24 protein-coding genes are annotated in these 25485 nt (G+C 44.6%); 20 read left to right on the top strand and 4 right to left on the bottom strand.

Annotated features, from left to right (window positions below; translation table 11 throughout):
* Position 1: 1 nt before the first annotated feature.
* The 3 genes from H8K55_RS17155 to ompA form a co-directional block, all read right to left on the bottom strand.
* On the bottom strand, positions 2 to 682 hold the full coding sequence (locus tag H8K55_RS17155; RefSeq protein ID WP_186943286.1) for an HAD-IA family hydrolase: 681 nt from the start codon (positions 680 to 682) through the stop codon (positions 2 to 4).
* The gene (ubiG, locus tag H8K55_RS17150; RefSeq protein ID WP_186943285.1) at positions 679 to 1398 is read right to left on the bottom strand and encodes a bifunctional 2-polyprenyl-6-hydroxyphenol methylase/3-demethylubiquinol 3-O-methyltransferase UbiG; all 720 of its coding nucleotides are present in this window, start codon (positions 1396 to 1398) and stop codon (positions 679 to 681) included. Before ubiG ends, H8K55_RS17155 begins: the two co-directional genes overlap by 4 nt.
* Before the next feature lie 229 nt (positions 1399 to 1627).
* Positions 1628 to 2305 (bottom strand): outer membrane protein OmpA, encoded by a 678-nt coding sequence (ompA, locus tag H8K55_RS17145; protein WP_186943284.1) that lies wholly within the window; start codon positions 2303 to 2305, stop codon positions 1628 to 1630.
* A gap of 590 nt (positions 2306 to 2895) precedes the next feature.
* On the opposite strand from ompA, the gene gyrA reads away from it, so the two are divergent.
* The 14 genes from gyrA (at position 2896) to cysM (ending at position 19659) form a co-directional block, all read left to right on the top strand.
* On the top strand, positions 2896 to 5544 hold the full coding sequence (gene gyrA / locus H8K55_RS17140) for a DNA gyrase subunit A (RefSeq protein ID WP_186943283.1): 2649 nt from the start codon (positions 2896 to 2898) through the stop codon (positions 5542 to 5544).
* A gap of 143 nt (positions 5545 to 5687) precedes the next feature.
* A complete protein-coding gene (gene serC / locus H8K55_RS17135; RefSeq protein WP_186943282.1) occupies positions 5688 to 6794 on the top strand; it encodes a 3-phosphoserine/phosphohydroxythreonine transaminase in 1107 nt (368 codons plus the stop codon).
* 236 nt (positions 6795 to 7030) lie between these two features.
* Positions 7031 to 8104, top strand: coding sequence for a prephenate dehydratase (pheA, locus tag H8K55_RS17130; protein ID WP_186889977.1), 1074 nt, complete (start codon positions 7031 to 7033; stop codon positions 8102 to 8104).
* 414 nt (positions 8105 to 8518) lie between these two features.
* Entirely contained in the window at positions 8519 to 9448 is a 930-nt protein-coding gene (locus H8K55_RS17125; protein WP_186943281.1) for a prephenate dehydrogenase, read from the top strand.
* A 105-nt stretch (positions 9449 to 9553) separates the two neighbouring features.
* Complete coding sequence (gene aroA, locus H8K55_RS17120) at positions 9554 to 10891, top strand: 3-phosphoshikimate 1-carboxyvinyltransferase (RefSeq protein ID WP_230408680.1); 1338 nt, start codon at positions 9554 to 9556, stop codon at positions 10889 to 10891.
* Positions 10888 to 11568 (top strand): (d)CMP kinase, encoded by a 681-nt coding sequence (cmk, locus tag H8K55_RS17115; RefSeq protein WP_186943280.1) that lies wholly within the window; start codon positions 10888 to 10890, stop codon positions 11566 to 11568. The genes aroA and cmk overlap by 4 nt, the downstream gene beginning before the upstream one ends.
* A gap of 266 nt (positions 11569 to 11834) precedes the next feature.
* A complete protein-coding gene (rpsA, locus tag H8K55_RS17110) occupies positions 11835 to 13556 on the top strand; it encodes a 30S ribosomal protein S1 (RefSeq protein WP_230408679.1) in 1722 nt (573 codons plus the stop codon).
* A gap of 20 nt (positions 13557 to 13576) precedes the next feature.
* On the top strand, positions 13577 to 13882 hold the full coding sequence (locus H8K55_RS17105; RefSeq protein WP_186889975.1) for an integration host factor subunit beta: 306 nt from the start codon (positions 13577 to 13579) through the stop codon (positions 13880 to 13882).
* 210 nt (positions 13883 to 14092) lie between these two features.
* Positions 14093 to 14419 carry a LapA family protein gene (locus H8K55_RS17100; protein WP_186943279.1) on the top strand — a complete coding sequence of 109 codons (327 nt, stop codon included), beginning with the start codon at positions 14093 to 14095 and terminating at the stop codon, positions 14417 to 14419.
* A gap of 31 nt (positions 14420 to 14450) precedes the next feature.
* Positions 14451 to 15626: a lipopolysaccharide assembly protein LapB gene (gene lapB, locus H8K55_RS17095; RefSeq protein WP_186943278.1), complete on the top strand. Its 1176-nt coding sequence runs from the start codon at positions 14451 to 14453 to the stop codon at positions 15624 to 15626.
* 187 nt (positions 15627 to 15813) lie between these two features.
* Positions 15814 to 17187 (top strand): UDP-glucose dehydrogenase family protein, encoded by a 1374-nt coding sequence (locus H8K55_RS17090; protein WP_186943277.1) that lies wholly within the window; start codon positions 15814 to 15816, stop codon positions 17185 to 17187.
* Positions 17188 to 17201: 14 nt separating this feature from the next.
* A complete protein-coding gene (gene rfaE1, locus H8K55_RS17085) occupies positions 17202 to 18122 on the top strand; it encodes a D-glycero-beta-D-manno-heptose-7-phosphate kinase (RefSeq protein ID WP_186943276.1) in 921 nt (306 codons plus the stop codon).
* A gap of 115 nt (positions 18123 to 18237) precedes the next feature.
* Complete coding sequence (locus tag H8K55_RS17080; RefSeq protein WP_186943275.1) at positions 18238 to 18585, top strand: ComEA family DNA-binding protein; 348 nt, start codon at positions 18238 to 18240, stop codon at positions 18583 to 18585.
* A gap of 171 nt (positions 18586 to 18756) precedes the next feature.
* Complete coding sequence (gene cysM, locus H8K55_RS17075; protein ID WP_186943274.1) at positions 18757 to 19659, top strand: cysteine synthase CysM; 903 nt, start codon at positions 18757 to 18759, stop codon at positions 19657 to 19659.
* A gap of 172 nt (positions 19660 to 19831) precedes the next feature.
* On the opposite strand, the gene H8K55_RS17070 is transcribed toward cysM, so the two are convergent.
* Complete coding sequence (locus H8K55_RS17070; protein WP_230408678.1) at positions 19832 to 20131, bottom strand: hypothetical protein; 300 nt, start codon at positions 20129 to 20131, stop codon at positions 19832 to 19834.
* A gap of 1121 nt (positions 20132 to 21252) precedes the next feature.
* Here H8K55_RS17070 and H8K55_RS17065 point away from each other — a divergent pair.
* From H8K55_RS17065 to H8K55_RS17040, 6 genes are all read left to right on the top strand, one after another.
* Positions 21253 to 21846: a Pvc16 family protein gene (locus H8K55_RS17065; protein WP_186943272.1), complete on the top strand. Its 594-nt coding sequence runs from the start codon at positions 21253 to 21255 to the stop codon at positions 21844 to 21846.
* Complete coding sequence (locus H8K55_RS17060) at positions 21846 to 22682, top strand: hypothetical protein (protein ID WP_186943271.1); 837 nt, start codon at positions 21846 to 21848, stop codon at positions 22680 to 22682. Before H8K55_RS17065 ends, H8K55_RS17060 begins: the two co-directional genes overlap by 1 nt.
* A 16-nt stretch (positions 22683 to 22698) precedes the next feature.
* Entirely contained in the window at positions 22699 to 24258 is a 1560-nt protein-coding gene (locus H8K55_RS17055; RefSeq protein ID WP_186943311.1) for a phage tail sheath family protein, read from the top strand.
* A 76-nt stretch (positions 24259 to 24334) separates the two neighbouring features.
* Positions 24335 to 24793 carry a phage tail protein gene (locus H8K55_RS17050; RefSeq protein ID WP_186943270.1) on the top strand — a complete coding sequence of 153 codons (459 nt, stop codon included), beginning with the start codon at positions 24335 to 24337 and terminating at the stop codon, positions 24791 to 24793.
* A 25-nt stretch (positions 24794 to 24818) separates the two neighbouring features.
* Entirely contained in the window at positions 24819 to 25301 is a 483-nt protein-coding gene (locus tag H8K55_RS17045) for a phage tail protein (protein ID WP_186943269.1), read from the top strand.
* 14 nt (positions 25302 to 25315) lie between these two features.
* On the top strand, positions 25316 to 25483 hold the full coding sequence (locus tag H8K55_RS17040; RefSeq protein WP_186943268.1) for a DUF5908 family protein: 168 nt from the start codon (positions 25316 to 25318) through the stop codon (positions 25481 to 25483).
* Positions 25484 to 25485: the final 2 nt, after the last annotated feature.

Here is a 25485-nt window from a genome sequence, read left to right as displayed (position 1 = left end):
TTCATGCCGCTTGGGTTTGTAGTACTTTACCGCGTACTAACTCCAGTAATTCCAAGGGTGAATCGAGGATCGCATCTGCTTTCCAGTGTGTTGGCTCAGTCGCCCCGCAATAACCCCAGGCGGCGGCGATACTGACCATTCCAGCCGCTTGGGCTGCCTGAATATCACGTAAGTCGTCGCCCACATACCAACATTCAGATGGCGCTAACTGAACTCTGCGTGCGGCTTCTAATAGTGGCTCTGGATGGGGCTTAGCATGGGCAGTTGTATCGCCGGAAATAACACAAGCTGCGGACTCTAGTCCAATTTGTGGAATTAAAGGAGTGGTAAATCGTTCTGCCTTGTTGGTAATAACACCCCAGACAACGCCCAATTTTTCCAAGCCTTTGAGTAGTTCGATGACGCCTGAAAAAAGCTGGCTATGGACTGCTATGGCATTTTCATAATTGCTTAGAAATTCCAAGCGCATTGCTTCATATTCTGGATGTTCTGGCGAAATTTGAAATCCTGCGCCAATTAAGCCGCGCGCACCAGCAGACGCGAATTGACGCAAGCTAAAATAAGGTGCGGGTTCCAATCCACGTGTAGTGCGCATTAAGTTGACGGCAGCGGCCAAATCGGGTGCTGTGTCAGCGAGCGTACCATCGAGGTCAAACAAAACTGCTTTGGGAGTAATCATCATGGGCGACTGCAGGCGACTAAGTAATTTACGCTGGTGTCTTGATTGAGCGAGTAAATTTTGGTTAATGGGTTGTAACTCATGCCTTTCATGGCATCGACAATTAAGTCGGCATTACGGATGTCTTGCGTCAATTCCGCAGGAGTGATGAATTTTTCGTAATCATGCGTGCCTTTTGGCAGCATTTGTAATAAGTATTCTGCGCCAATAATGGCGAACAAATAGGCTTTGGGATTGCGATTGATGGTAGAGAAAAATACTTTGCCACCAGGCTTCACCAATTTGGTGCAGGCGCGAATAACGGAGGCGGGATTTGGTACGTGTTCCAGCATTTCCATACAGGTGACGATGTCGTATTGCCCTGCTTCTCGCTCGGCGATATCTTCCGCGGAAATTTTTTCGTAGCGGACTTGCACACCAGATTCTAAGCTATGCAGATCGGCGACCTTTAAAGCTTTGTCTGACAAGTCTATACCGGTAACTTGTGCGTTTTTCCGTGCCATCGATTCAGCTAGAATGCCGCCGCCGCAGCCAATATCTATTACCTTCTTACCAGCCAAGGGAGCCAGATTGTTGATCCACTCCAGTCGTAAGGGATTAATTTCATGCAAAGGCTTAAATTCTGAGCTCGGATCCCACCAGCGATGTGCCAGATCGCTAAATTTTTGAATTTCTGATGGGTCGACATTGACAGAGGTGTTGCAAGAAATTGTAGACATAGGAATTCTTGAAAGTGATGTGGGCAAGTGCGTGTTGACTGGATTTAGAGTCGAGCAAATCAGTCGCCATTTTAAAGTAAATGTGGGTGGAAGTTAATTTCACCAGAGCCGACAGCAAAAGAAATTACTACTTTCTTGATCCGCCAATAAAAAAACCCGCCGAAGCGGGTTTTTTGTTTAAGTAATATTTAATTAAGTAAGGTTTATTTACTTAGGAATTACTTAGGAATTACTTAGTGATAGTGCGTGTACCAACAACTTCGATTTCAACGCGACGGTTCTTCGCACGACCTTCTTTAGTTTTGTTGTCAGCTACTGGTTGTTTTTCGCCTTTACCTTCGGAGAAAACACGTTTTGCATCGATGCCACGGCTAATGATGTAAGCCTTCACTGCCTCAGAACGACGAACTGACAATTTTTGATTGTATTCGTCTGTTCCAACAGAGTCAGTATGACCAACTGCAACGATCACTTCTAAATTGACATCTTTCAATTTAGATGCCATGTCATCCAATTTAACTTTAGCTTCTGGTTTCAATACCGCTTTGTCAAAATCAAAGAAAGCGTCAGCTGCAAAAGTGACTTTTTCTGAAGTTGGTACTGGAGCCGGCGCTGGCGCTGGTGGAGCCGGTGGCGGTGGTGGAGGTGCGACCGGCGCTGGAGGCGCTGGAGGTGTTGGTGGTGCAGGTGGAACGATAGGTAAATCACAACCTGCTACAGCGTCAGCAGGTGTGTAATACCCTGTGCGCCAGCACAAACCGAATGGGTCGCGAACGATTACGCCACGTGCATCTTGCACATATGCGCTATAAGGTGCATTTGCTTTGATGTCTGTAATCGTTTGAGCGGATGCCGACAATGAGGCAATCGCTGATGCTGCAATCGCGAGCTTTATTAAAAGTTTCATATATTTTTCCTCGGTTGAGAATGAGCGCAGAAAACTGCTTTAAAGATGTAAAAGAGATGCAAAAAAGTGCAAAAGTACAAGATACGAAATCTGTAACAGTAGAATTTTAACACGTGCTCGATGACAACAGTATGACCGTCATAGCAGAATTCTTCTAATTTATAGAACATTCTTGTGCAATGCGACAGAAAGATTTTGCCATAAGTCCACTTGGGCAGATCTAAAAGTGTCTATGCTGTAAGAGTTGCCTGTGTTTTCGTGTCTTTTTTTTGCAACGTGACAAATCTAAACGTGGGTTTCAACAGTTTTGTGGTCGTTTGATAAAAAAATGTGAAAGTATTGACTAACTGAAGCTAAGTGAATTCAGGCTTGGTTTTTCGGTAATTTTTAAGAACCAGAAAAACGGTGATTGCATAAGGTAGCCGTGCTAAAATGAACAGTTGAACACTAAATTCATCTGGATGCACGAAGTGTTAATTCGGATAGGTTTTAGTAAAGAGATGCAGGACTTCCGCCAGCCTCGTGCTGGCTTGTTATTTTAACCAAGCTTACTGCTGTATTTTTAAGCACTTAGACAAGTCTGACCGCCAATGGATCAATTCGCAAAAGAAACACTCCCGATTTCCCTTGAAGAAGAAATGCGCAAGAGCTACCTCGATTACGCCATGAGCGTTATCGTAGGCCGTGCTTTGCCGGACGTGCGTGATGGTTTAAAGCCTGTGCATAGACGCGTTTTGTTCGCGATGCACGAAATGAATAACGTCTACAACCGTCCATTCGTGAAATGTGCGCGTGTAGTCGGTGAAGTCATGGGTAAGTATCACCCGCATGGTGATGCCTCTATTTATGACACTTTGGTGCGTATGGCGCAGGACTTTTCTTTGCGTTACACACTGGTTGACGGTCAGGGTAACTTCGGTTCTGTCGATGGCGATAATGCGGCGGCGATGCGTTATACCGAGTGCCGCTTGGATAAGATTGCGAATGAAATTCTGGCGGATATCGACAAAGAAACAGTCGATTTCGTGCCTAATTACGACGGTAAAGAAAAAGAACCATCGGTATTGCCAACGCGTATTCCGAATCTGTTGATTAACGGTTCGTCTGGTATTGCGGTGGGTATGGCGACGAATATCCCGCCACACAATATCACTGAAATTATCAATGGCGCTCTGCATGTCTTGCGCAATCCAGAATGTACGATTGATGAGTTGATCGAAATCATTCCTGCACCGGATTTTCCAACCGCTGGCTTAATCTATGGCGTGTCTGGGGTGCGTGATGGCTATCGTACTGGCCGTGGTCGCGTAGTAATGCGCGCTAAGACGCACTTTGAAGAGTTTGGCAAAGAAGGTCGTACCGCAATCATCGTGGACGAGTTGCCATACCAAGTCAATAAAAAATCCTTGTTAGAGCGTATCGCGGAAAACGTACGTGATAAAAAGCTTGAAGGTATTTCTGATATTCGCGATGAATCCGATAAATCAGGTATGCGCGTTGTGATCGAATTGAAGCGCGGTGAAGTGCCAGAAGTGGTCTTGAATAATTTGTACAAGCAAACGCAATTGCAAGACACGTTTGGTATGAATATGGTCGCGCTGGTCAACGGTCAACCGAAATTGTTGAACCTGAAGCAAATGCTGGAATGCTTCTTGTCGCATCGTCGCGAAGTGGTCACACGCCGTACGGTGTTTGAACTCCGTAAAGCCCGTGATCGTGGTCACGTGTTAGAGGGTTTAGCAGTTGCCTTAGCCAATATCGACGATTTCATCGCGATTATTAAAGCTGCACCAACACCACCGATTGCGAAACAAGAATTGATGACACGTGCTTGGGACAGCTCCATGGTACGTGAGATGTTGACGCGTACGGCTGCGGATAATCCGGGCGGTATCGAAGCATTCCGTCCAGAGAGTTTGCCTAAGCATTACGGTATTCAAACTGATGGCTTGTATAAATTATCTGACGATCAGGCTCAAGAAATTTTGCAAATGCGTTTGCAACGTTTGACCGGTCTGGAACAAGATAAGATTGTTAATGAATATAAAGACGTCATGGCAGAGATCGCTGATCTCTTGGATATTTTGTCCAAGCCAGAACGTGTGACGGTCATCATCACCGATGAAATGACAGCATGCATGAACGAATACGGCATCGGTAATAAAGATGCACGTCGTTCAGAAATCGTCTTGAATGCGACCGATCTCGAAACCGAAGACTTGATTACACCAGTCGATATGGTCGTGACTTTATCGCATACCGGTTATATGAAATCGCAGCCTTTGTCTGAATACCGCGCGCAAAAACGCGGTGGTCGCGGTAAGCAAGCGACTGCGACTAAAGATGATGATTGGATTGAACAATTGTTTGTTGCGAATACGCACGATTACATCTTGTGCTTCTCGAATCGCGGCCGTCTGTACTGGTTGAAAGTATGGGAAGTGCCACAAGGCTCACGCAACTCACGCGGCAAGCCGATTGTGAATATGTTCCCATTGCAAGACGGTGAGAAAATTACGGTGATCTTGCCGTTGTCTGGCGATAATCGTACTTTCCCTGAAGATCATTACATCTTCATGGCGACTAGTTTAGGTACGGTTAAGAAAACTGCATTGAATGATTTCAGCAATCCACGTAAGGCCGGCATTATTGCGGTTGATTTGGATGACGGCGACTTCCTAATCGGTGCAGCGTTGACCGATGGCAAGCACGATGTGATGTTGTTCTCCGACTCTGGTAAAGCAGTGCGCTTTGATGAAAATGATGTACGTCCTATGGGGCGTACGGCACGCGGTGTACGTGGTATGAATCTGGAAGAAGGTCAACAGGTTATTGCCTTGTTGGTCGCAGAAAATGAACAGCAATCTGTGTTGACCGCAACTGAAAACGGCTTCGGTAAACGTACGCCAATTACTGAGTACACACGCCATGGTCGCGGCACTAAAGGTATGATCGCGATTCAAACATCTGAACGTAACGGTAAAGTCGTTGCCGCAACCTTGGTCGAGCCAACTGACGAAATTATGTTGATCACGACTGGTGGCGTATTAATTCGTACCCGTGTTTCTGAAATCCGCGAAATGGGTCGTGCGACACAGGGCGTGACTTTGATTGCGGTGGAAGATGGTACTAAGCTCTCTGGTTTGCAACGTATTGTTGAAACCGATGCCGATCCAGAAGCTATTGAAGGTGGCGAAGTACTTGGTGATGCTAGCGGTGATGCAGCTGTAGAAGAGTAATCGTAGGGTGGGCACGTTTTATGTGCTCACGCATTACGGTTAATTATTTCGGAAGATATTTATCTAAACTGTCCGACCTTGGTTGGACGCGTGGGCACATAAATTGTGCTCACCCTACGTTTTAATACAACGGTTTGAAAACCATGACTACGATCTACAATTTCTCAGCCGGCCCAGCCGTCTTACCAAAAGAAGTCTTGCAACAAGCGGCAAGTGAGATGTTGGATTGGCATGGTAGTGGCATGTCGGTGATGGAAATGAGTCATCGTGGTCCAGAATTCATGTCGATATTAGCGCAAGCACAAGCCGATTTGCGTGAATTGCTGAATGTACCCGAGAATTACAAAATCTTGTTTTTGCAAGGTGGCGGCCTAGGTGAAAACGCTATCGTTCCTTTGAATCTGGTAGGGCGCAAAGTTCAGCCAGCTACCATTGATTTTATCCACACAGGTTCATGGAGTGGTAAGTCGATTAAGGAAGCGAAGAAATACGCGAATGTGAATGTTGCTGCTTCTAGTGAAAGCACGAGCTTCAACGGCGTGCCAGATACTTCTACCTGGAATTTAACCAAAGACGCCGCTTACGTGCACCTCTGCACGAATGAAACTATCGATGGCGTTGAATACCATTTCATTCCCGATGTGGCGCAGCAAACCGATGGCTCGCCCTTGGTGGCGGATATGTCTTCCCATATTTTGTCGCGTGTGATTGATGTGTCAAAATACGGCGTGATTTTTGGCGGCGCTCAGAAAAATATTGGCCCCGCAGGTTTGACCTTGGTCATTGTGCGTGAAGATTTACTCGGTTTGGCTTTACCAATTTGTCCTTCGGCATTTGACTGGAAAATCATTGCAGACAATGATTCCATGTACAACACGCCACCAACGTATTCCATCTACATCGCAGGTTTAGTTTTCCAATGGCTGAAACGTCAGGGCGGTGTGGCGGCGATGGAGCAAAAGAATATCGCCAAAGCGAATTTGCTTTACGACTATTTAGACAGCACAGATTTTTATGTCACCTGTGTAGCAAAAGAATTTCGTTCGCGTATGAATGTGCCTTTCTATCTGAAAGACGAATCCTTGAATGTAGCGTTTTTGGCTGCTGCAAAAGAGCGTGGTTTATTGCAATTGAAAGGCCATAAGTCGGTAGGTGGTATGCGCGCTTCGATCTACAACGCGATGCCGATTGAGGGTGTACAGGCCTTGGTTGAGTTTATGCGGGATTTTGCAGGTGCGAATGGCAAGTAAATTAAATTCCCTCTCCCGCTTGCAGGAGAGGGAGTGTTTGCCGAAACTGATACGATCAGGATCAATAAAAAATAATTAAAATCATCAGCCCTTTCTTCGCATGGTATCCACCATCACCTAGAAACCGTGGTGCTGATGAATCAAGTCACAAGCTTGAATAAGATTGAGCATATTATTTAAATTTTTCAATTGCACGTGATGTGTGGTTGATCTAAAAACGGTTTTTAGGTTTTCAAATGAACGACAATAAATTACTCCCACTCAGAGAAAAAATCGATGCGATTGATGCGGCGATTTTGGAATTGCTGAATCAGCGCGCAAGTGTTGCGCAAGAAGTTGGCCACGTTAAAGCGGAAACAAATGCACCGGTTTTTCGACCTGAGCGTGAAGCGCAAGTTTTGCGCAATATGGCCGCGAAAAATACGGGGCCTCTGCTTAACGACGATATTCAATTGATTTTTCGTGAAGTGATGTCGGCATGCCGCGCTTTAGAGCGCCGTGTGGTGGTGGCATTTCTCGGGCCGGTGGGTACATTCAGCGAACAGGCTGTCTACAAACAATTCGGTCATGCAATCGAAGCTTTGCCTTGTATTTCTATCGACGAAGTGTTTCGTGCGACCGAAGCTGGCACTGCTGATTTTGGTGTTGTACCTATCGAAAATTCTTCCGAAGGTGCAATTAACCGCACCCTTGATTTGCTGTTGCAAACAAGCTTGGCGATCAGTGGCGAAGTGGCGATTCCAGTTCAGCATAGTTTGATGAGTAAGTCCGGCACGATGGAAGGTGTGACCCGCATTTGTGCGCATTCACAAGCCTTGGCACAATGTCAGGCTTGGCTGAATCAACATTTTCCGCATGTCGAACGTCAGGCGGTTGCATCTAATGCAGAAGCGGCGCGTATGGCAAGTGCGGATTACAGTGTGGCAGCGATTGCCAGTGAGATCGCTGGACATCAATATAATCTCGGTATCGTTAGTGCGCATATTCAGGATGATCCGCATAACCGTACGCGTTTTGCTGTGGTCGGGCGCTTGAATACGACGCCTAGCGGTAAGGATCAGACCTCTATTGTTTTAGCGACGCCAAATAAGGCGGGTGCCGTGTATAACTTGCTTGCACCACTGTCTAAGCATGGTGTTTCTATGACACGTTTTGAATCACGCCCGGCGCGCACTGGTAATTGGGAATATTATTTCTACGTTGATGTCGAGGGACATGCGATGGATGCCAAGGTGAAAGCTGCTATGGATGAGCTGAATCAGGATGCTGCGTTTTTTAAGATATTAGGTTCTTATCCCTGTACTGTGTAAGTTCTGTTAGCAGCAGAGGTGTAGCGACTTTGTAGGGCGGGTGAAACCCCATAGGCGCTAACCAAACATCAAAATTAGCAGTAAGCTGCGTAGATATTATGTCCCCGCCCCTTCAAGGGGCGGGTTAGGGTGGGGATGGGTTTGATTTGAGCAAGAAATGTCGTCAATTATCCGACTAAAACCCATCCCCATCCCGACCTTCCCCTTGAAGGGGAAGGAGAAAACCTAATCTGCCTGCAGTTTCGCACTATATCTTGATTTTGGTTAGCGCCTATGGGGTGAAACCCGCGCTGTTTAGGAGCTCGGTGTGCCTGGCGGCGCGCGTTTCACCCGCCCTACGATACTGGGTTTCTCCTACGCAGGAGCGACAACAATGATGATTTAGCGTTGCATAGCATTTGAATTGATATAAAGATGGAAAATCAAGCGACGCAAGCGCGTCCACTTTTTAATAAAGTTGTCTTGATCGGCGTTGGTCTGATCGGTGGCTCTTTTGCTTTGTCTTTGAAAAAAGCGCAAGCAGTGGCACATATTGTTGGCTTAGATCGACATTTGACTTCTTTGGAAGCCGCGAAGCAATTAGGCATTATCGATAGTTTTACCGACGATATCGCATCTGCTGTCATCGATGCGGATATGATCGTGATCGCCACGCCAGTTGCGCAGACCACGAAAATACTCAGTGCGATTTATCCGCATTTGCAAGGGCATACTATCGTAAGCGATGTTGGTAGCACGAAAGCCGATGTGGTGCTTGTTGCGCGAAATTCATTGCAAGAAAAAATCTCGCAATTTGTACCAGCTCATCCAATTGCGGGCCGTGAAAAAAATGGCCCGGAAGCGGCGATTGATGATTTGTATATCGATAAAAAAGTCGTGATCACACGCCTCGAAGAAAATACGGATCGAGCCGTCGAATTGGTTGCTCAGGCTTGGAGTACATGCGGTGCAATCATTCACCATTTGAGTCCTGAGGAACACGATCAAGTCTTTGCCTCAGTTAGCCATTTACCGCATTTGTTAGCCTACGCGCTAGTCGACGATATTGCTGCGAAGGTACACGCTGATCGCTTGTTTCAATATGCGGCAAGCGGGTTCCGTGACTTCACACGAATTGCGGGATCTTCGCCAGAAATGTGGCGAGATATTAGTCTGGCGAATCGTGATGCGATTTTGGAGGAGTTAGATTCCTACAGCGTCAAATTAAATCAATTGCGCGCGAGTTTAGTAGCGAGTGATAGCGCGGCTTTAGAGGCGATCTATAGTCGTGCACAAACAGCGCGTATTAACTGGATCTCGGCAATTGAAGCGGCAGAGGCGCAGAATAAAGACGGCGGTGATTGAGCGGATTTGAGTAGGGTGCGCCGTGCGCACCAAATGTTTGAGGAAACGGTGTGCATGGCGCACCCTGCCTAGGTAAAATTAGTTAGTGAATTATTGAGAAAAAGCATGAAAGATCACAGCAAGCAATATCCACATCATCTCGATTTACATCCAGTCATGAAAGTGCAAGGCACAGTGCGCTTGCCCGGCTCCAAAAGCATTTCAAATCGCATTCTATTACTAGCTGCTTTATCCAAAGGCACCACCCAGATTCATGATCTGCTGGCATCTGATGACACGATGGTGATGTTGAATGCTTTGCAAAAACTCGGTGTACATTGGACGCAAGAGGGTGACTCGCATAATTACACAGTGACTGGTGCAAACGGTGCTTTTCCAAATCATCATGCCGATTTGTTTATGGGGAATGCGGGTACCGCAATTCGTCCCTTAGTCGCGGCACTGGCGGTTTTAGGTGGTGATTACACAGTGCATGGCGTGGCGCGTATGCATGAGCGTCCTATCGGCGATTTGGTCGATGCCTTGAATGCTGTTGGTGCACAGATTGATTACACCGGCAATCCAGGTTATCCGCCATTGCATATCAAACGCGGTCATATTCATGCGCAACAGATGCAAGTGAAGGGCAATGTTTCTAGTCAATTTTTAACTGCCTTGCTCATGGCGTCACCACTCGCCGCGCATCATAGTGATGTTGTGATTGAGGTGGTTGGTGATTTGATTTCTAAGCCCTATATTGAAATCACCTTGAATTTGATGGCGCGTTTTGGCGTAGAAGTTGTGCGCGATGGTTGGCAACGATTTACGATTAAAGCTGGTCAACATTATGTGTCGCCGGGTGTCGTGTATGTGGAAGGGGATGCCTCATCTGCTTCTTATTTCTTAGCAGCTGGTGCGATTGCAGGCGGTCCGATTCGGGTCGAGGGCGTTGGTAAAAATAGCATACAAGGCGATGTTCGTTTTGCGGAAGCTTTAGAAAAAATGGGCGCTAAAATCACCATGGGTGATAACTGGATAGAAGCGGAAACCCAAGGCGCGCTACAAGCGATTGATATGGATTTCAACCACATTCCCGATGCCGCCATGACAATCGCAATCGCTGCTTTGTATGCGAACGGCACGACCACTCTGCGTAATATCGAAAGCTGGCGCGTTAAAGAGACAGACCGCATTGTGGCAATGGCAACGGAATTGCGCAAACTTGGTGCAATCGTTGAGGAAGGTCAAGACTTTATGACCGTCACGCCACCCGCAGAACTTGCGCCAGCGACGATAGATACTTATGATGATCACAGAATGGCGATGTGCTTTTCTTTGGCGACCTTGGATGGCGTTGTGCGCCGTGGTGCTTCTATGCGGATTAATGATCCTAAGTGTGTTGCCAAGACTTTTCCTGATTTCTTCGAAGCCTTTGTTAAGATCAAACACGAGGATTTATTTTGAACGGTTCCAATCAATTTCCTGTCATTAGCATTGATGGTCCGACCGCTTCTGGTAAAGGGACGGTCGCGCATCGTGTCGCCAAACAATTGGGATTTCATTACCTCGATTCTGGCGCGCTCTATCGTTTAACCGCTTTGTCGGCGATACGCCACGGCATCGACTTGTGGGAAGAGCAACAAATTGCCGATCTGGCACGTGTGTTGCCATGTCGTTTTGAAAAAGGCCACGTTTTTCTCGCCGGAGACGATGTCACTGATGCGGTGAGGCAAGAAGCGATAGGCGTGGCTGCTTCAAAAATTGCAGTTTTACCATTGGTGCGCAAAGCTTTGGTGGAGTTGCAAGTATCATTTCGTCAAGCCCCAGGTTTAGTCGCCGATGGTCGCGACATGGGTACGGTAATCTTCCCCGATGCAATCCAAAAAGTTTTTTTGACAGCAAGTGTGGAAGCGCGTGCAAATCGCCGCTATAAGCAATTGATTGAAAAGGGTTTTCCTGCTAATATGGAAGACTTGGTAAAAGATTTGGCAGAACGTGATGCTCGCGACATGGCTCGCACAGAAGCGCCTCTCAAACCCGCACCAGGCGCGTTCTTACTCGATACGTCTCATATCACTGCGAATGAAGCAGTGCATCAGATACTCAGTCTTTACGCTAGTGTATTAAGGGAAGCTCGATAAATCCAATTGTGGGGCGCATTGCGTTGTTGCTTGTCCTCGTAATACTTAAGTATTACTCCGGGAAGCGCCTAGCACTGCACTCCCAAAATTGAATTTCTAGAGTTACCTCGAGACTTTTGTGAATTTGGTTCGTCTGCCGAATTTGTTGATATCTCTTCTTTAGTTCCCACTTAGTTTTTTTGCTTCAATGCAAAATCTAAATGGGGTTGTTTAACCCAACCCGGTAAATAGACCTTTTGTCCTATTCCGGCTAACCCGTAAATATTATGTCTACTGTATTCATGACTCAAGATTTCGCAACTGGTGCTGACAGCTTTGCAGCATTGTTCGAAGAATCTTTATCCCGCCAAGATATGCGCTCTGGCGAAGTGATTTCTGCTGAAGTCGTTCGCATCGACCACAACTTCGTGATCGTTAATGCTGGCCTCAAATCAGAAGCCTTCATCCCTGTTGAAGAATTCAAAAACGACCAAGGTGAATTGGAAGTTAACATCGGTGATTTCGTATCCGTAGCGATCGAATCATTGGAAAACGGTTTCGGCGACACAATCTTGTCCCGCGACAAAGCAAAACGTTTGGCATCATGGCTCGCGCTCGAAAAAGCGCTGGAGTCTGGCGAAATGGTGGTTGGTACAGTTAATGGTAAAGTTAAAGGTGGTTTGACTGTTCTCACGAACGGCATCCGCGCTTTCTTGCCAGGTTCTTTGGTTGATACACGCCCAGTTAAGGATACAACTCCTTACGAAGGCAAAACTATGGAATTCAAAGTTATCAAGCTCGACCGTAAGCGTAACAACGTTGTGTTGTCACGTCGTGCAGTTGTTGAAGCTTCTATGGGTGAAGAACGTCAGAAATTGATGGAAAACCTGAAAGAAGGCACAGTGGTTACTGGCTTGGTTAAAAACATCACTGACTACGGTGCGTTCGTTGATTTGGGCGGCATCGATGGTTTGTTGCACATCACTGATTTGGCATGGCGTCGTGTGCGTCACCCATCTGAAGTTCTCACAGTGGGTCAAGAAATCACTGCGAAGATCCTCAAATTTGATCAAGAGAAAAACCGTGTGTCCCTGGGCGTTAAGCAATTGGGCGACGATCCTTGGACAGGTTTGGCACGTCGTTACCCAGCAAACACACGTTTGTTCGGTAAAGTAACGAACCTCACTGACTACGGTGCGTTCGTTGAAGTCGAGCAAGGTATCGAAGGTTTGGTCCACGTTTCTGAAATGGATTGGACTAACAAAAACGTTGCACCAAACAAAGTTGTTCAATTGGGCGACGAAGTTGAAGTTATGGTATTGGAAATCGACGAAGAACGTCGTCGTATCAGCTTGGGCATGAAACAATGCAAAGCAAATCCATGGGATGACTTCTCCTTGAACTTCAAAAAAGGCGACAAAGTTAAAGGCGCGATCAAGTCTATTACTGACTTCGGCGTGTTCATTGGCTTGACAGGCAACATCGATGGTTTGGTGCATTTGTCTGATTTGTCTTGGAACGAAACAGGCGAAGAAGCAGTTCGTCGCTTCAAGAAAGGTGACGAGTTGGAAGCCATCGTATTGGCGATCGACGTTGAACGTGAGCGCGTTTCCTTAGGCGTTAAACAATTGGAAGGCGACCCATTCAACAACTACTGCGCAATGAACGACAAAGGCGCATTGGTCACTGGTACAGTGAAATCTGTTGAAGCTAAAGGTGCTGTAATCCAATTGGCTGACGAAGTTGAAGGCTACTTGCGTGCATCAGAAATCTCCCGCGACCGCGTGGAAGATGCTGGTACACACTTGAAAGTTGGCGACACAGTTGAGGCTTTGGTATTGAATATCGACCGTAAAGCACGTGGTATCCAATTGTCTATCAAGGCAAAAGATTCCGCTGATACACAAGAAGCAATGCAAAAAATGTCATCAGCTGTTGACTCCAATGCAGCTTCTGGCACAACAAGCCTCGGTGCTTTGTTGAAAGCTAAGCTCGATAACAAAAACTAAGCGACGACTAGGCCTTATCTATGACCAAGTCAGAGCTAATTGCTCGTCTGGCTGAGCGGTATCCACAACTGGTAGCTAAAGATGTGGATATCGCCGTCAAAACTATTTTGGACGCGATGTCCGATGCCTTGGCTACTGGTCAACGCATAGAAATTCGCGGCTTTGGTAGTTTCGCTTTAAATAGCCGTCCACCGCGGATTGGTCGTAATCCTAAATCTGGTGACAAAGTGATGGTGCCCGAAAAACGGGTGCCGCATTTCAAACCAGGTAAAGAATTACGAGAACGGGTAGATGCGACAGTCGGCCAGCCCATACTGCATGATTAGCATGCGTAGTGTGGAAAAAAGTGAGTAATTTGCACTAAGAAAACAAAACGGCATAAGGGATTTCCCGATATGCCGTTTTTTTTCACGTACAATTTCACTTGTTGAATCATTGTCTTGAGTATGTTGACGAATCGGTAATGGTAGATCGACTGGTTTGTAAAAATGTACCACTTTGATTGCTATTCGTAACTTTGGCAACTTAGGCTAACTATGAAAATTATTTCTAAATTTATTTGGCTGCTGGTATTTATCGCCTTTTTAGGCTTTGCGCTGAAAAACGATAAAATCGTCACGCTCGAGTATTTCTGGGGCTATCAACAATCGGCACCTTTAGTGATCTTATTGTTGTGTTTTTTTGTTGCTGGTGCCGTATTCTGCCTGCTGGCGATGGCACCGATGGTTTTCCGTCATCGTCGTGATATTTCACGTCATAAAAAGACGATTGCAGAGATCGAAAAAGAACGTCAGATTGAACAAGCGACAGCAAATCAGGCGCCGACGCCAGATGCGATTCCTAACGTCATCCGCAATACTTAATCTTTAATCCTCCCCACTGAGACCCGTCACTATGGAATTTGAAATCTGGTGGTTACTAGGTATTCCTCTCTTTTTTAGCTTAGGTTGGATCGCTGCGCGGGTCGATATCCGTCAATTGATTTCTGAATCGAGCAGCCTGCCTAAAGGTTATTTTAAAGGCTTAAATTTTTTGCTCAATGAGCAACCCGATAAAGCGATTGATGCTTTTATCGAAATCTTAAAACTGAATCCTGAGACCGTCGAATTACATTTTGCGCTCGGTAATTTATTCCGCCGTCGTGGTGAAACCGAACGCGCAATTCGTGTTCATCAAAATTTATTATCACGCCCTGATTTACCGATAGAGCAGCAAACGCAGGCGATGTTCGAATTGGGACAGGATTATCTGAAGGCAGGTTTATTAGACCGCGCCGAAGAAACTTTCAATCAACTCGTCGCAGGGCAATATGCGATTCCAGCCCGTAAGGCTTTGCTCGAAATTTATCAAAAAGAAAAGGAATGGTTGCGTGCAATTGATGCGGCCCATGCTTTGCAAGAGTCTGGTGCTGGTGGGCGACAAAAAGAAATTGCCCAGTTTTACTGTGAAATCGCGCAAGATGAATTGGTGCATACGCATCCTGAAGCCGCGATGGCGATGTTAGATAAAGCGATTGCCACCGATCGTCATAACGTGCGTGCGGTGATTTTGTCAGGCGATATTCATTTGGCAAAAGGTGATGTAGAACAAGCGGTATTGGCATGGCGCAGAGTCGAGCAGCAAAGCGTGCCCCATGTGGCTTTGGTAGCGCAACGCTTGATGGATGGTTATCGTAAATTAGAGCGTCCACAAGAAGGTTTGAATTTGTTGAAATCCTATATGGCAGAAACACCGTCGATTGATTTGCTGGAGGTGGTGTTTAAAGCGACGCTAGAGTTGGAAACTGCGGCTGATGCCAATCAATTGGTAGGCAATGAATTGCGCCGCACCCCGACCTTACTTGGCTTGGATAAGTTGCTCGACGCACGCATGTTAGTAGCACCGCCAGAGGTCTTGCCGGAATTGTCCATCGTCAAAACTCTGGTGAGTGGTTATGCCCAAAAATTCACACGCTACCAATGCACGCATTGCGGTTTTAAAGCGCGGCAATTCTATTGGCAATGTCCGGGTTGCAGCAAGTGGGAAACTTATCCACCGCGCCGTACGGAAGAACTGAATGTGATGAATTAGGAAATTCAAAACCCCTCAACGCCGAGACGCAGAGACGCAGAGGAGCGCAGAGAAAAGAAAAGTACATCATAGTTTCTGCCTTTCCTCTCCTTTCTTATTTCTCAGCGACTCCGCGACTCCGCGTCCTGGCGTTGAGGGGTGTTCGAGCAGACCCTAAAGAATAATTTTTGCATGGAAATTTCGAAAAATGAAAATAACTATCGTTGGTACAGGTTATGTAGGTTTGGTCACCGGCGCATGTCTGGCTGAAGTTGGTCACGATGTGTTTTGTTTGGATGTGGATCAGCGCAAGATCGATATTTTAAATGGCGGTGGTATTCCCATTCATGAACCGGGTTTGGATGTGGTTGTTTCGCGTAATGTCGCGGCTGGACGTTTGCGTTTTTCTACCGATGTCGCCGCTAGTGTAGCCCACGGTGATGTGCAGTTTATCGCGGTGGGTACGCCTCCGGATGAAGATGGTTCAGCGGATTTGAAATATGTGGTGGCTGCTGCACGCAATATTGGCAAACATATGATGAGCTTTAAAGTCGTTGTCGATAAATCGACTGTGCCAGTCGGCACGGCAGATCGTGTTTCGGCGGCGATTGCTGAGGAGTTGAAGGCGCGTCAATCTGATTTGGAATATGCAGTGACTTCAAATCCTGAATTCTTGAAAGAGGGCGCAGCTGTCGCCGATTTTATGAAACCAGATCGTCTCGTAATTGGTCATGCTAACGATGCTCAAGGTCAACGCGCACAACAAGTGATGCGTGAGGTGTATGCAAGCTTCGAAGCTGCTGGTCATAAAATTTATTGGATGGATGTGCGTTCGGCTGAATTCACCAAATATGCTGCAAACGCCATGTTGGCGACGCGTATTTCATTCATGAATGAATTGGCGAACCTAGCAGACAAAGTCGGTGTGGATATCGATGCAGTACGTCAGGGCATAGGTTCCGATCCGCGTATTGGCCCTGGTTTCTTGATGGCGGGCTGTGGCTACGGCGGTTCTTGTTTTCCGAAAGACGTGCAAGCACTGGTGCGCACTTCACAAGAATATGGTCATGAACTGAAAATCTTGCAAGCAGTTGAAGACGTGAATGAAAACCAAAAGCATGTATTGGGATCGAAAATTTTCGCGAAGTACGGGAAGAATTTGCAAGGTTTGAAATTTGCTTTGTGGGGCTTGGCGTTCAAACCGGATACCGACGATATGCGTGCGGCCTCTTCAAGAGTATTGATACAAGAGTTACTGCACGCTGGTGCAGATATTGTGGCCTTTGACCCAGTCGCAATCGAAGAAGCGCAACGTGTGTTGGCTTTAGATTTCGCAGATGCGCCTGAATTGTTAAAGCAGATTAGTTTCGCCACAGATCAGCAAGCAGCTGTATTAGCAGCTGATGCTTTGGTGATCGTCACAGAGTGGAAAACCTTCCGCGCTGCAGATCTGAATCAAGTCAAAGCTAGCTTAAAACATGCCGTCATTTTCGATGGACGTAATTTATACGATCCACGTGCCGTCAAATCTTTAGGTATCGAATATCACGCGATTGGTCGTGCCGTGTTAACACAAAACTAGGTCAGTATTGAATTATGACGATTACACAAAAGCGTATTTTGGTAGCGGGTGACGTGATGCTAGACCGTTATTGGTTTGGTGAAGTTAATCGTATTTCTCCCGAGGCACCAGTCCCTATCGTGCGTGTTGAACGACGCGAGGAACGTCTTGGCGGCGCTGCAAACGTGGCGCGTAATGCTGTGGCGCTAGGCATAGAGACCAGCTTGTTAGGCGTGATTGGTGAAGATGAAGCAGGTCGCAACGTCGAAACTTTGCTAAGTGAAGTGGGGATTCGTAGTTATCTGAATCACGACCCAAGTATCTCGACGATTATCAAATTACGCGTGATAGGCCGTCAGCAACAATTAATCCGCATTGATTTTGAAGAGAAGCCGACAGAGCAGATTTTGCAGGATAAATTGTCGCGCTTTAATAGCTTAATTGCTGAGCATGATGTGATCATTTTGTCCGACTACGCCAAAGGTAGTCTGGTGAATGTCGCCACCATGATAGCGCATGCAAAAAGCCTAGGAAAATACGTGTTGGTCGATCCTAAGGGTAGTGACTATTCGCTCTACCAAGGCGCAAGCTTGTTGACGCCAAACAAGTCAGAATTGCGTCAAGTTATCGGCAGTTGGAAAGACGAAGCTGACTTGACCAAGAAGGCGCAAGCGCTACGTAAAGACTTGGATATTGCAGCGCTATTGCTTACCCGCTCTGAAGAAGGCATGACTTTATTTACCGATGAAGAAATCTTGCACGTACCAGCAATGGCGCGCGAAGTCTTCGACGTCTCTGGCGCTGGTGACACTGTTATTGCCACAGTGGCGGCGATGTTGGCTGAAGGTAAGAATTTGCATGACGCCGTATTGATTGCGAATCAAGCCGGTGGCATTGTTGTTGGTAAATTGGGAACTGCAACCGTCACAAGAGAAGAATTATTTCAAAAAGTATAGCTATTTAATAAATTTAATGTAATATGTATTTGCAATGACGAATTGCTATTTGTTTTCATTGTTTCGTTGTTGCGAGTGCCTTACATTTTATTAAATTTATTTTTTGGAGTTGACGATGTTGAAAAAAATCATATTTGCGGTTGTAACACTGTTGGCCAGCATGAGTTTTGCGTTTGCTGATGTGGACGTTAATAAAGCGGATCAGGCGGCGTTAGACGGTATCAAAGGTATAGGCCCAGCAAAATCAAAAGCCATTTTGGCTGAGCGCGCTAAGGGTGGTAATTTCAAGGATTGGTCAGATTTCGAAACACGGATTAAGGGCATAGGCCCAAAAAATTCCATCAAACTGTCTGACGCTGGTTTAACGGTGAACGGTCAGGCCAAGGCAGCAGGCAACAAGGACGAAGCTTCTTCTAAGTCCGCTAAAGCACCATCAGCTGCGAAAGCAAAATCAACGAAATAAACCTGGTATTCGGTGTTTCTATGATGCATAGAAAGTATCCCTCCTTCTTCCACAGTTGTAGGGATACTTTGGATTAAATTTGATTCGTATTACGGATATTGATTTACTCTCAGCAGAAAGTCCTGACAAGGTTTAGAATATGATTTTGCTTTTCTACTACGCCTTATTACTATGAGTTATATAACGATTGAAGACACCATAGGCAATACGCCACTGGTTCGTTTGCAGCGCCTACCGAGTGAAGCATCGCGCGGTCGCAATAATGTTATTTTGGGTAAGCTGGAAGGAAATAACCCAGCTGGTTCGGTGAAAGACCGACCTGCCTTATCAATGATTAAACGCGCAGAGCAGCGCGGACAAATTAAACCCGGCGACACTTTGATCGAGGCAACTAGCGGTAATACTGGTATCGCTTTGGCGATGGCTGCAGCGATGCGTGGTTATAAGATGGTGCTATTGATGCCTGAGCATCTCAGTGTAGAGCGTCGGCAAAGCATGGCGGCTTATGGTGCTCAAATTATTTTGACGCCACAGGCTGGTGGTATGGAAACTGCGCGCGATCTTGCAGAGCAAATGCAAAAAGAAGGGCAGGGCGTGATTCTTGACCAGTTTGCTAATCCAGATAATCCCTTAGCTCATTATGAAGCTACAGGTCCCGAAATTTGGCGAGATACTGCTGGTCAAGTTACGCATTTTGTTAGTGCGATGGGAACTACCGGTACTATCATGGGGGTCTCGCGCTATTTGAAGGAGCAAAATCCTCATATTCAAATTATTGGCGTGCAGCCGGAAGAGGGCTCTCAAATTCCAGGCATAAGAAAATGGCCAGAGGCATATTTGCCGAAAATTTATCAGCATGAAATGGTCAATAGTCTTGAATCTGTGACGCAGTCTAGTGCTGAAATCATGGCGAGAAGATTGGCTGTCGAAGAGGGAATATTTTGTGGGATTTCCGCAGCTGGAGCATGTGAAGTTGCTTTGAGAATTTCAGAAACCGTGGAAAACGCAACAATTGTATTTATTGTGTGTGACCGTGGAGATCGATACTTGTCGACAGGGGTTTTTCCGGCATGATAAAAAATAGATGCGAGAACCAATATTTGAAATTGTGTTGTAAAAAAGCATCGAATTTAGTCGAAAATCAGTTTTGCGACTAATCCAAAAGTAAATTTACACGTAAAAAATCGAAGCTAGTTCATCACTATGCTTCGATTTTTTATTGGTTTCAAGCAAAAAGCTGAGTTTTTTACGCAGCGTCTTTTGGTTTGAATTGCTTGTCGCTGATACGGAATTTAGCGCGGCGGTCACCCATCAATGCACGTAAATCTTTGATGCTGACATCGCTGATTTCATGCATACGAATTAGCAAAGATGCGCCAACTGGCAAACGACGATGACGAATTTTACTGATCACCGGCGGCGCGACTTCTAGCGCTCTCGACAAGGCTGCATCGTTTTTCAGGTGCAATTGTTTGATCAAAGTATCCAAAAGATTATTTGGATCGTAGTCGATTTCATCTGATTCTAGTTGTGTCAAGTTTGGCATCATTACCTCGTTATTGATGATTATTAATATTGCTGGAGGGTACTGTAATAAATTATTTAATCAGTAATACTATATCTTTAAAACAAATTTATCTACTTATTACTTAAGAAATAAAGTGAGAAAATTGTTAAATCTATTGACACTATCCTCGAAGCCATCATAAATGTATCATTAGATAACATTACTTTAGACCAAAAAATTCTTATTTGCAATATTTATTGTGTAATTTTTAGGCACTGTGCTTTCTTTGACATAGTTAAGTGTATTGATTTAATTTTAATTATCAACTTGAAGAGTTTGAAATTTTTTTTAGCTTTTTTGACGAGTCAAAATCTAAAAATTATTATTTTAATATTTGAAGAAGGTATTTTTGATGATGTTAATTTCTAACCCGAAAGTATTTAGTAGATCAAAATCCTCAAAACAAACTGGTTTGAATTTGAACTGATCGCTAATTTTTGGTTCGCATAGCAGAAGTGTAATCGATGTAAATATGTATCTAATACATGTAATTACATCGCGATGACCACATTCAGCTGCCTTTCCTATCTTATACCTATTTGCAGTGGCCTTTTATGTGCCACTCGTATCTGGGCTGAAATTTCTTAGCCATTACCAAATTCCATTGTCGAATTTTCCCAAAAACAAAGACTGTTTTTCTATGCTTGTCCAATATTTTTATTGGCATACGTTTTGCTTATGTACTCTATCGTTGAATTTCGTATAGACCTAGATGACGTCCTTGATTTCCCCGTATTTGCCTTCGGATTCATTTTTTGAAAATTATTTAAGTGTTTGAATTTAAAACGAAAAGCTTGATTTTTCTTGATGTAATCAAAGAATTGTCTTTATTGCTTGCCATGTAATTTTTTGAGAATAGAAGTAAATTTACATGCTAATCAACTGTGAATCCTCGCGAGATTGAATGATGTAAAAGTGCCGCAATAATAAAAATAAGATTGGTGTTGAATAGTTGGCATGCTACGATTTCAACTGTTTTTAAGCATTATTTATAAAAATGTTTTTTGATAAGTTGATTGGCTTAGATAAATATCGCGGAATTTAGATAATAAAAACTAGGTATTGCAAACAATAAAAATTATCAGGAAAGATGATTTTCAATGATAAACGCAGCAATCAGTCAATTGGCTTTTCAGCTCAATCAATACTTCAAAAATAATTTCCAGGTTTTGGAAGATGTTGTGGTTGTGTCCAACTTGATGGAGCTAGATGGCAGTCTCGTTCCTAACGCTAACAATAAATTGGTTCTCATGTTAGTCAATATCGAAAAAGACACGGTGCCGTACCAAAGCAATCCGATTCGTCGGGGCAACGATCAAAGATTGCTTCAACATAGTGCCCCTTTGTTTTTGAATTTGTACGTCATGCTGGCAGCGAATTTCGGCGGTGGAAATTATGCTGAAGCGCTCAAAACGATTTCTAACGCAATTGGATATTTTCAACAGCAAGCTGTTTTTGACAGACATAACACTCCAGGTTTGGATGTGCGTATAGAAAAATTAATTCTAGATATAGAAAATTTGAAGATCCCTGATCTCAATAATTTGTGGAGCCTGTTAGGAGGGAAGTACCTGCCGTCGGTATTTTACAAAGTACGTATGGTGACCGTCGATAACTCTGGTGTCATCGGACAGGTGCCAGTGATTACGCAGGCGGATCAAGGTGTGTTAGCGCCCGACGGCGGGTTGATGTAATGAGTCGTTATGTTCATGTGTGTTCGATTTTGATTGAACATCACTATTACGTTAATGGCGAAAATCAGAAATTGCAGTTCCTCCAGACTAGGGAAACAGCCGCGCTAGTTAAACAGCGACAGTTGATTTTACGTCAGACGCAAAATGGTCTTGAAGTATGGCAGGACTGTGCTAGTGAAGATGTGAGTGTGTCGGAGCAGTCAATAGATTTAACTTTCGATGTTATCTCAGATGACCCTTGGTATGCCTTTCGCACCGATTGGGATGCTGTTGGCCAGATTTGTGTTTGGCAGAACCAGTTGTCGGACTCTTGCTCAATGATGATCTTGGGTGACGTTGATGCTGGTAAGAATGAGTCGCAAAGTAGCAGCAGATTTGTTCAATATACGCGCAGAAATTTGAGTCGCGTTTTGTTTTCTGTGCATGTATCTCATGTGCAAAAAACCGCAGGAAAATTAATTGATTCAGGACATGAGAGATCAAATTCTTACGTATTCTCTTTGCCTTCAAAACTGATGCACTGGAAATATTTTTTTTCTGGGGCGATTGCAAAGAAAAAATTACAGATCGTGGATCTGGATGCAAAAGAAGATGGTGATGGAATAGTTTTTGTGCATTCAAAGGGCGTCGCTAATGCTGATGGCAAAGCCATGGTTTCTCTTCAGGCTATGCCAATGCAGGCTTTTCCAAATCAACGTTTTCAGTTGCGAGAAGAGAGTGGGGCAGGACGAATCTTAATCAAGCGCTTACCAAATGCGAGCATGGTTAAGGTGGGTAAAGAGAGGGGTAACGATGGATCTAGTTTCATCGTTGCGGAGATTTATATTCATCAATAATTTCAAAGGAACACGTATGGCTGGCGCGTATAAAACACCTGGTGTCTATATCGTTGAGAAAGATGCCTTTCCCAATTCAGTAGTGGAAGTGGACACAGCAGTACCCGCATTTATCGGTTACACAGAAAAAGCTCAAAACAAAGGTTTGTCGCTGATTAATAAACCTTTTTCAATTTCTTCTATGGCCGAATATGAAAATTATTTTGGGGGAGCACCAAACGATAGTTTCAAGATTAAGAAACTAGAAGCAGAACTCGCCGAGAAAGATAAAAAGTCGGAAAACACTTATTTTTCAGAAAACGATGTTCATTATGAGATCGCACAAGAAGGGCATCGCTACTACTTGTACCATAGTATGAAATTGTTTTTTCAGAACGGAGGCGGTAAGTGCTTTATCGTTTCAGTTGGTAAGTTTGCGGATAAGAAGATAGAGCGTTCAGTTTTTGAATCTGCGCTGGATGAATTACTTAAGGAACAAGAGCCAACAATGGTCGTTATTCCGGATGCTATGTCTCTGGGATTTGGTGATTGCAACACCCTGCAACAACTAAGTCTTGCGCATTGCGGCGAAAGAATGAAAAATCGTTTCGCAATTTTGGATGTGCATCAAGGGTATCAAGACAAGAATACTGCAGTGGCGGATGCAGATGAAAAAAATTGTATTACCCAGTTCCGCAATAAACTTGGTACTAGTTTTATGGCTTATGGTGCGGCGTATTATCCTTGGGTTAATACCAGCATCGTGCAAGTCACAGATCTACGGTTTACCAATTTCATCAATCTCATCGATTTGAAAAAAATACTGAGTGATGATATCGATTTGACGATGCAGGCACCAAATAAAAAAGCGGAAATCAAAGAGATTATCAGTAAGATTCCAAGCGGTGCTGAAGGTGAAGTTGCTGACCCTGAATACAATGCAGAAGAATTGCATAAATCATTGTTCAATCTATGTCCAATGTATAAAAATGTATTGACTGTCGTTCAGGAAAAATTAAATTTACTACCGCCTGCAGCCGCAATGGCTGGCGTCTATACCCGCGTCGATAATTCTCGTGGCGTATGGAAAGCACCAGCGAATGTGAGCTTAAGTGCGGTCTTATCACCTGTCGTCAATATCTCTCACGATGATCAAGAAGATTTAAACGTATCGACTACTGGTAAATCAATCAATGCGGTTCGTGCATTTATTGGCGAAGGTACATTGGTATGGGGTGCACGCACTCTTGATGGCAATAGTCTTGACTGGCGTTATATCAATGTGCGTCGCACCATGATCATGCTGGAAGAATCAATTCGTTTGGCAACCAAAGCCTATGTATTTGAACCGAATGTCGATAATACATGGATTACGATCAAGAGCATGATCAGCAATTTCCTAACTAGCATCTGGAAACGCGGTGGGTTAGCGGGAGCAAGTCCAGAAGATGCATTCAGTGTTCACGTTGGGTTGGGTGAAACCATGACAGCTGTTGATATTCTGGAAGGAATTATGCGCGTCACTGTGTTGGTTGCTTTAAGCCGTCCGGCAGAATTTATTGAAATTACATTCCAACAGCAAATGCAAAAATCCTGATGAGTCGCGCGTTGATTAGATAAATGACGTTCGCGACAGTGTCAAAATTTTAAATTTTTTATGATAGAGGTTTGTTATGGCAGATGATGGATCAAAACAATCAGCAAATGTGTGGCCTTTACCGAAGTTTTATTTTCAGGTGAAGTGGGATAAAAATGAAATGTCTTTTCAAGAAATTTCAGGACTAGATATTCAATCCGAAGAGATTAAATATCGTCACGGAAATAGCCCGCAATTTTCAGTGATTAAAATGCCAGGCATGAAAAAATTTGGCAACGTTACGATGAAAAAAGGCGTTTTCAAAGGCGACAATAAATTTTGGGATTGGCTTAATCAAATCAAACTGAATACCATCAAACGGGTTCCGGTGACGATTAGTTTATTAGATGAAACTGGCAAACCAACGATGGTTTGGACTTTGACCAACGCATGGCCAACGAAGATTTCTAGTACAGATTTGAAATCTGAAGGCAATGAAGTGGCAATCGAAAGTATAGAGATTGTGCACGAAGGCCTGACCATTGCGAATGCCTGATAAATAAAACCGAGCTTTATAAAATATGAGTGGTGAATACTTTGAATTGGGGTATCCCCCTTCTGCTTTTTATTTCAGCGTCGGTTTTGTGTTGGGCGTTGGTGCTACCGGCATACAGGTACCCGATGCTTCGTTTAGCGAAGTGTCGGGCATCGGTACAGAGATGGAAACTGAGGCGGTCGTTGAAGGTGGTGAAAATCGCTTCGTACATCAGCTTCCAAAACAAATTAAGCACGGAAATCTTGAGTTAAAACGCGGAATTGCCAACGCCAATTCGCCACTCTATAAGTGGTGTAAATCGACTTTGGAAGGCGAATTCATCAAAATGATTGAGGCTAAATCAGTTTTGGTGAAACTTATCGGCGGGAATAAACAGATTTTGCGAGCGTGGGAATTTCATGACGCCTATCCAGTGAAATGGGATGTGGAAGCATTTAATTCTACGAAAAATGATGTGGCCGTGGAGAAGATTGCGTTTGCATATACCTACTCACAACGTATTCGATAAGTAGGAATTTTTTTATGTCTATAGAAATTAGAGAACTGGTGATCAAGGCGAATATTGTTGAGCCTCCTGCAAGCAATGTGGCATTAGATGGTTCTGAACATACGCAAATGATGAAAGAAGAAATACTCAATGAATGTCGTCAATTGATATTGAGTATGATACGTGAACGTGGGGAACGTTGATT

This window comes from Affinundibacterium flavidum (assembly GCF_014284175.1).
GTDB lineage: Bacteria > Pseudomonadota > Gammaproteobacteria > Burkholderiales > Burkholderiaceae_D > Undibacterium > Undibacterium flavidum.
This window is presented reverse-complemented; position numbering and strand designations above follow the sequence as displayed.

What these genes read in the sequence shown, in the direction of transcription:
- H8K55_RS17155 (WP_186943286.1), bottom strand. Translation starts at nt 682, where the DNA reads ATGATGATTACTCCCAAAGCAGTTTTGTTTGACCTCGATGGTACGCTC.
- ubiG (WP_186943285.1), bottom strand. Translation starts at nt 1,398, where the DNA reads ATGTCTACAATTTCTTGCAACACCTCTGTCAATGTCGACCCATCAGAA.
- rpsA (WP_230408679.1), top strand. Translation starts at nt 11,835, where the DNA reads ATGTCTACTGTATTCATGACTCAAGATTTCGCAACTGGTGCTGACAGC.
- H8K55_RS17060 (WP_186943271.1), top strand. Translation starts at nt 21,846, where the DNA reads ATGAGTCGTTATGTTCATGTGTGTTCGATTTTGATTGAACATCACTAT.
- H8K55_RS17065 (WP_186943272.1), top strand. Translation starts at nt 21,253, where the DNA reads ATGATAAACGCAGCAATCAGTCAATTGGCTTTTCAGCTCAATCAATAC.
- H8K55_RS17050 (WP_186943270.1), top strand. Translation starts at nt 24,335, where the DNA reads ATGGCAGATGATGGATCAAAACAATCAGCAAATGTGTGGCCTTTACCG.
- H8K55_RS17070 (WP_230408678.1), bottom strand. Translation starts at nt 20,131, where the DNA reads ATGCCAAACTTGACACAACTAGAATCAGATGAAATCGACTACGATCCA.
- pheA (WP_186889977.1), top strand. Translation starts at nt 7,031, where the DNA reads ATGAACGACAATAAATTACTCCCACTCAGAGAAAAAATCGATGCGATT.
- H8K55_RS17105 (WP_186889975.1), top strand. Translation starts at nt 13,577, where the DNA reads ATGACCAAGTCAGAGCTAATTGCTCGTCTGGCTGAGCGGTATCCACAA.
- ompA (WP_186943284.1), bottom strand. Translation starts at nt 2,305, where the DNA reads ATGAAACTTTTAATAAAGCTCGCGATTGCAGCATCAGCGATTGCCTCA.
- aroA (WP_230408680.1), top strand. Translation starts at nt 9,554, where the DNA reads ATGAAAGATCACAGCAAGCAATATCCACATCATCTCGATTTACATCCA.
- H8K55_RS17090 (WP_186943277.1), top strand. Translation starts at nt 15,814, where the DNA reads ATGAAAATAACTATCGTTGGTACAGGTTATGTAGGTTTGGTCACCGGC.
- H8K55_RS17080 (WP_186943275.1), top strand. Translation starts at nt 18,238, where the DNA reads ATGTTGAAAAAAATCATATTTGCGGTTGTAACACTGTTGGCCAGCATG.
- H8K55_RS17040 (WP_186943268.1), top strand. Translation starts at nt 25,316, where the DNA reads ATGTCTATAGAAATTAGAGAACTGGTGATCAAGGCGAATATTGTTGAG.
- H8K55_RS17055 (WP_186943311.1), top strand. Translation starts at nt 22,699, where the DNA reads ATGGCTGGCGCGTATAAAACACCTGGTGTCTATATCGTTGAGAAAGAT.
- lapB (WP_186943278.1), top strand. Translation starts at nt 14,451, where the DNA reads ATGGAATTTGAAATCTGGTGGTTACTAGGTATTCCTCTCTTTTTTAGC.
- H8K55_RS17100 (WP_186943279.1), top strand. Translation starts at nt 14,093, where the DNA reads ATGAAAATTATTTCTAAATTTATTTGGCTGCTGGTATTTATCGCCTTT.
- rfaE1 (WP_186943276.1), top strand. Translation starts at nt 17,202, where the DNA reads ATGACGATTACACAAAAGCGTATTTTGGTAGCGGGTGACGTGATGCTA.
- gyrA (WP_186943283.1), top strand. Translation starts at nt 2,896, where the DNA reads ATGGATCAATTCGCAAAAGAAACACTCCCGATTTCCCTTGAAGAAGAA.
- cysM (WP_186943274.1), top strand. Translation starts at nt 18,757, where the DNA reads ATGAGTTATATAACGATTGAAGACACCATAGGCAATACGCCACTGGTT.
- serC (WP_186943282.1), top strand. Translation starts at nt 5,688, where the DNA reads ATGACTACGATCTACAATTTCTCAGCCGGCCCAGCCGTCTTACCAAAA.
- H8K55_RS17125 (WP_186943281.1), top strand. Translation starts at nt 8,519, where the DNA reads ATGGAAAATCAAGCGACGCAAGCGCGTCCACTTTTTAATAAAGTTGTC.
- H8K55_RS17045 (WP_186943269.1), top strand. Translation starts at nt 24,819, where the DNA reads ATGAGTGGTGAATACTTTGAATTGGGGTATCCCCCTTCTGCTTTTTAT.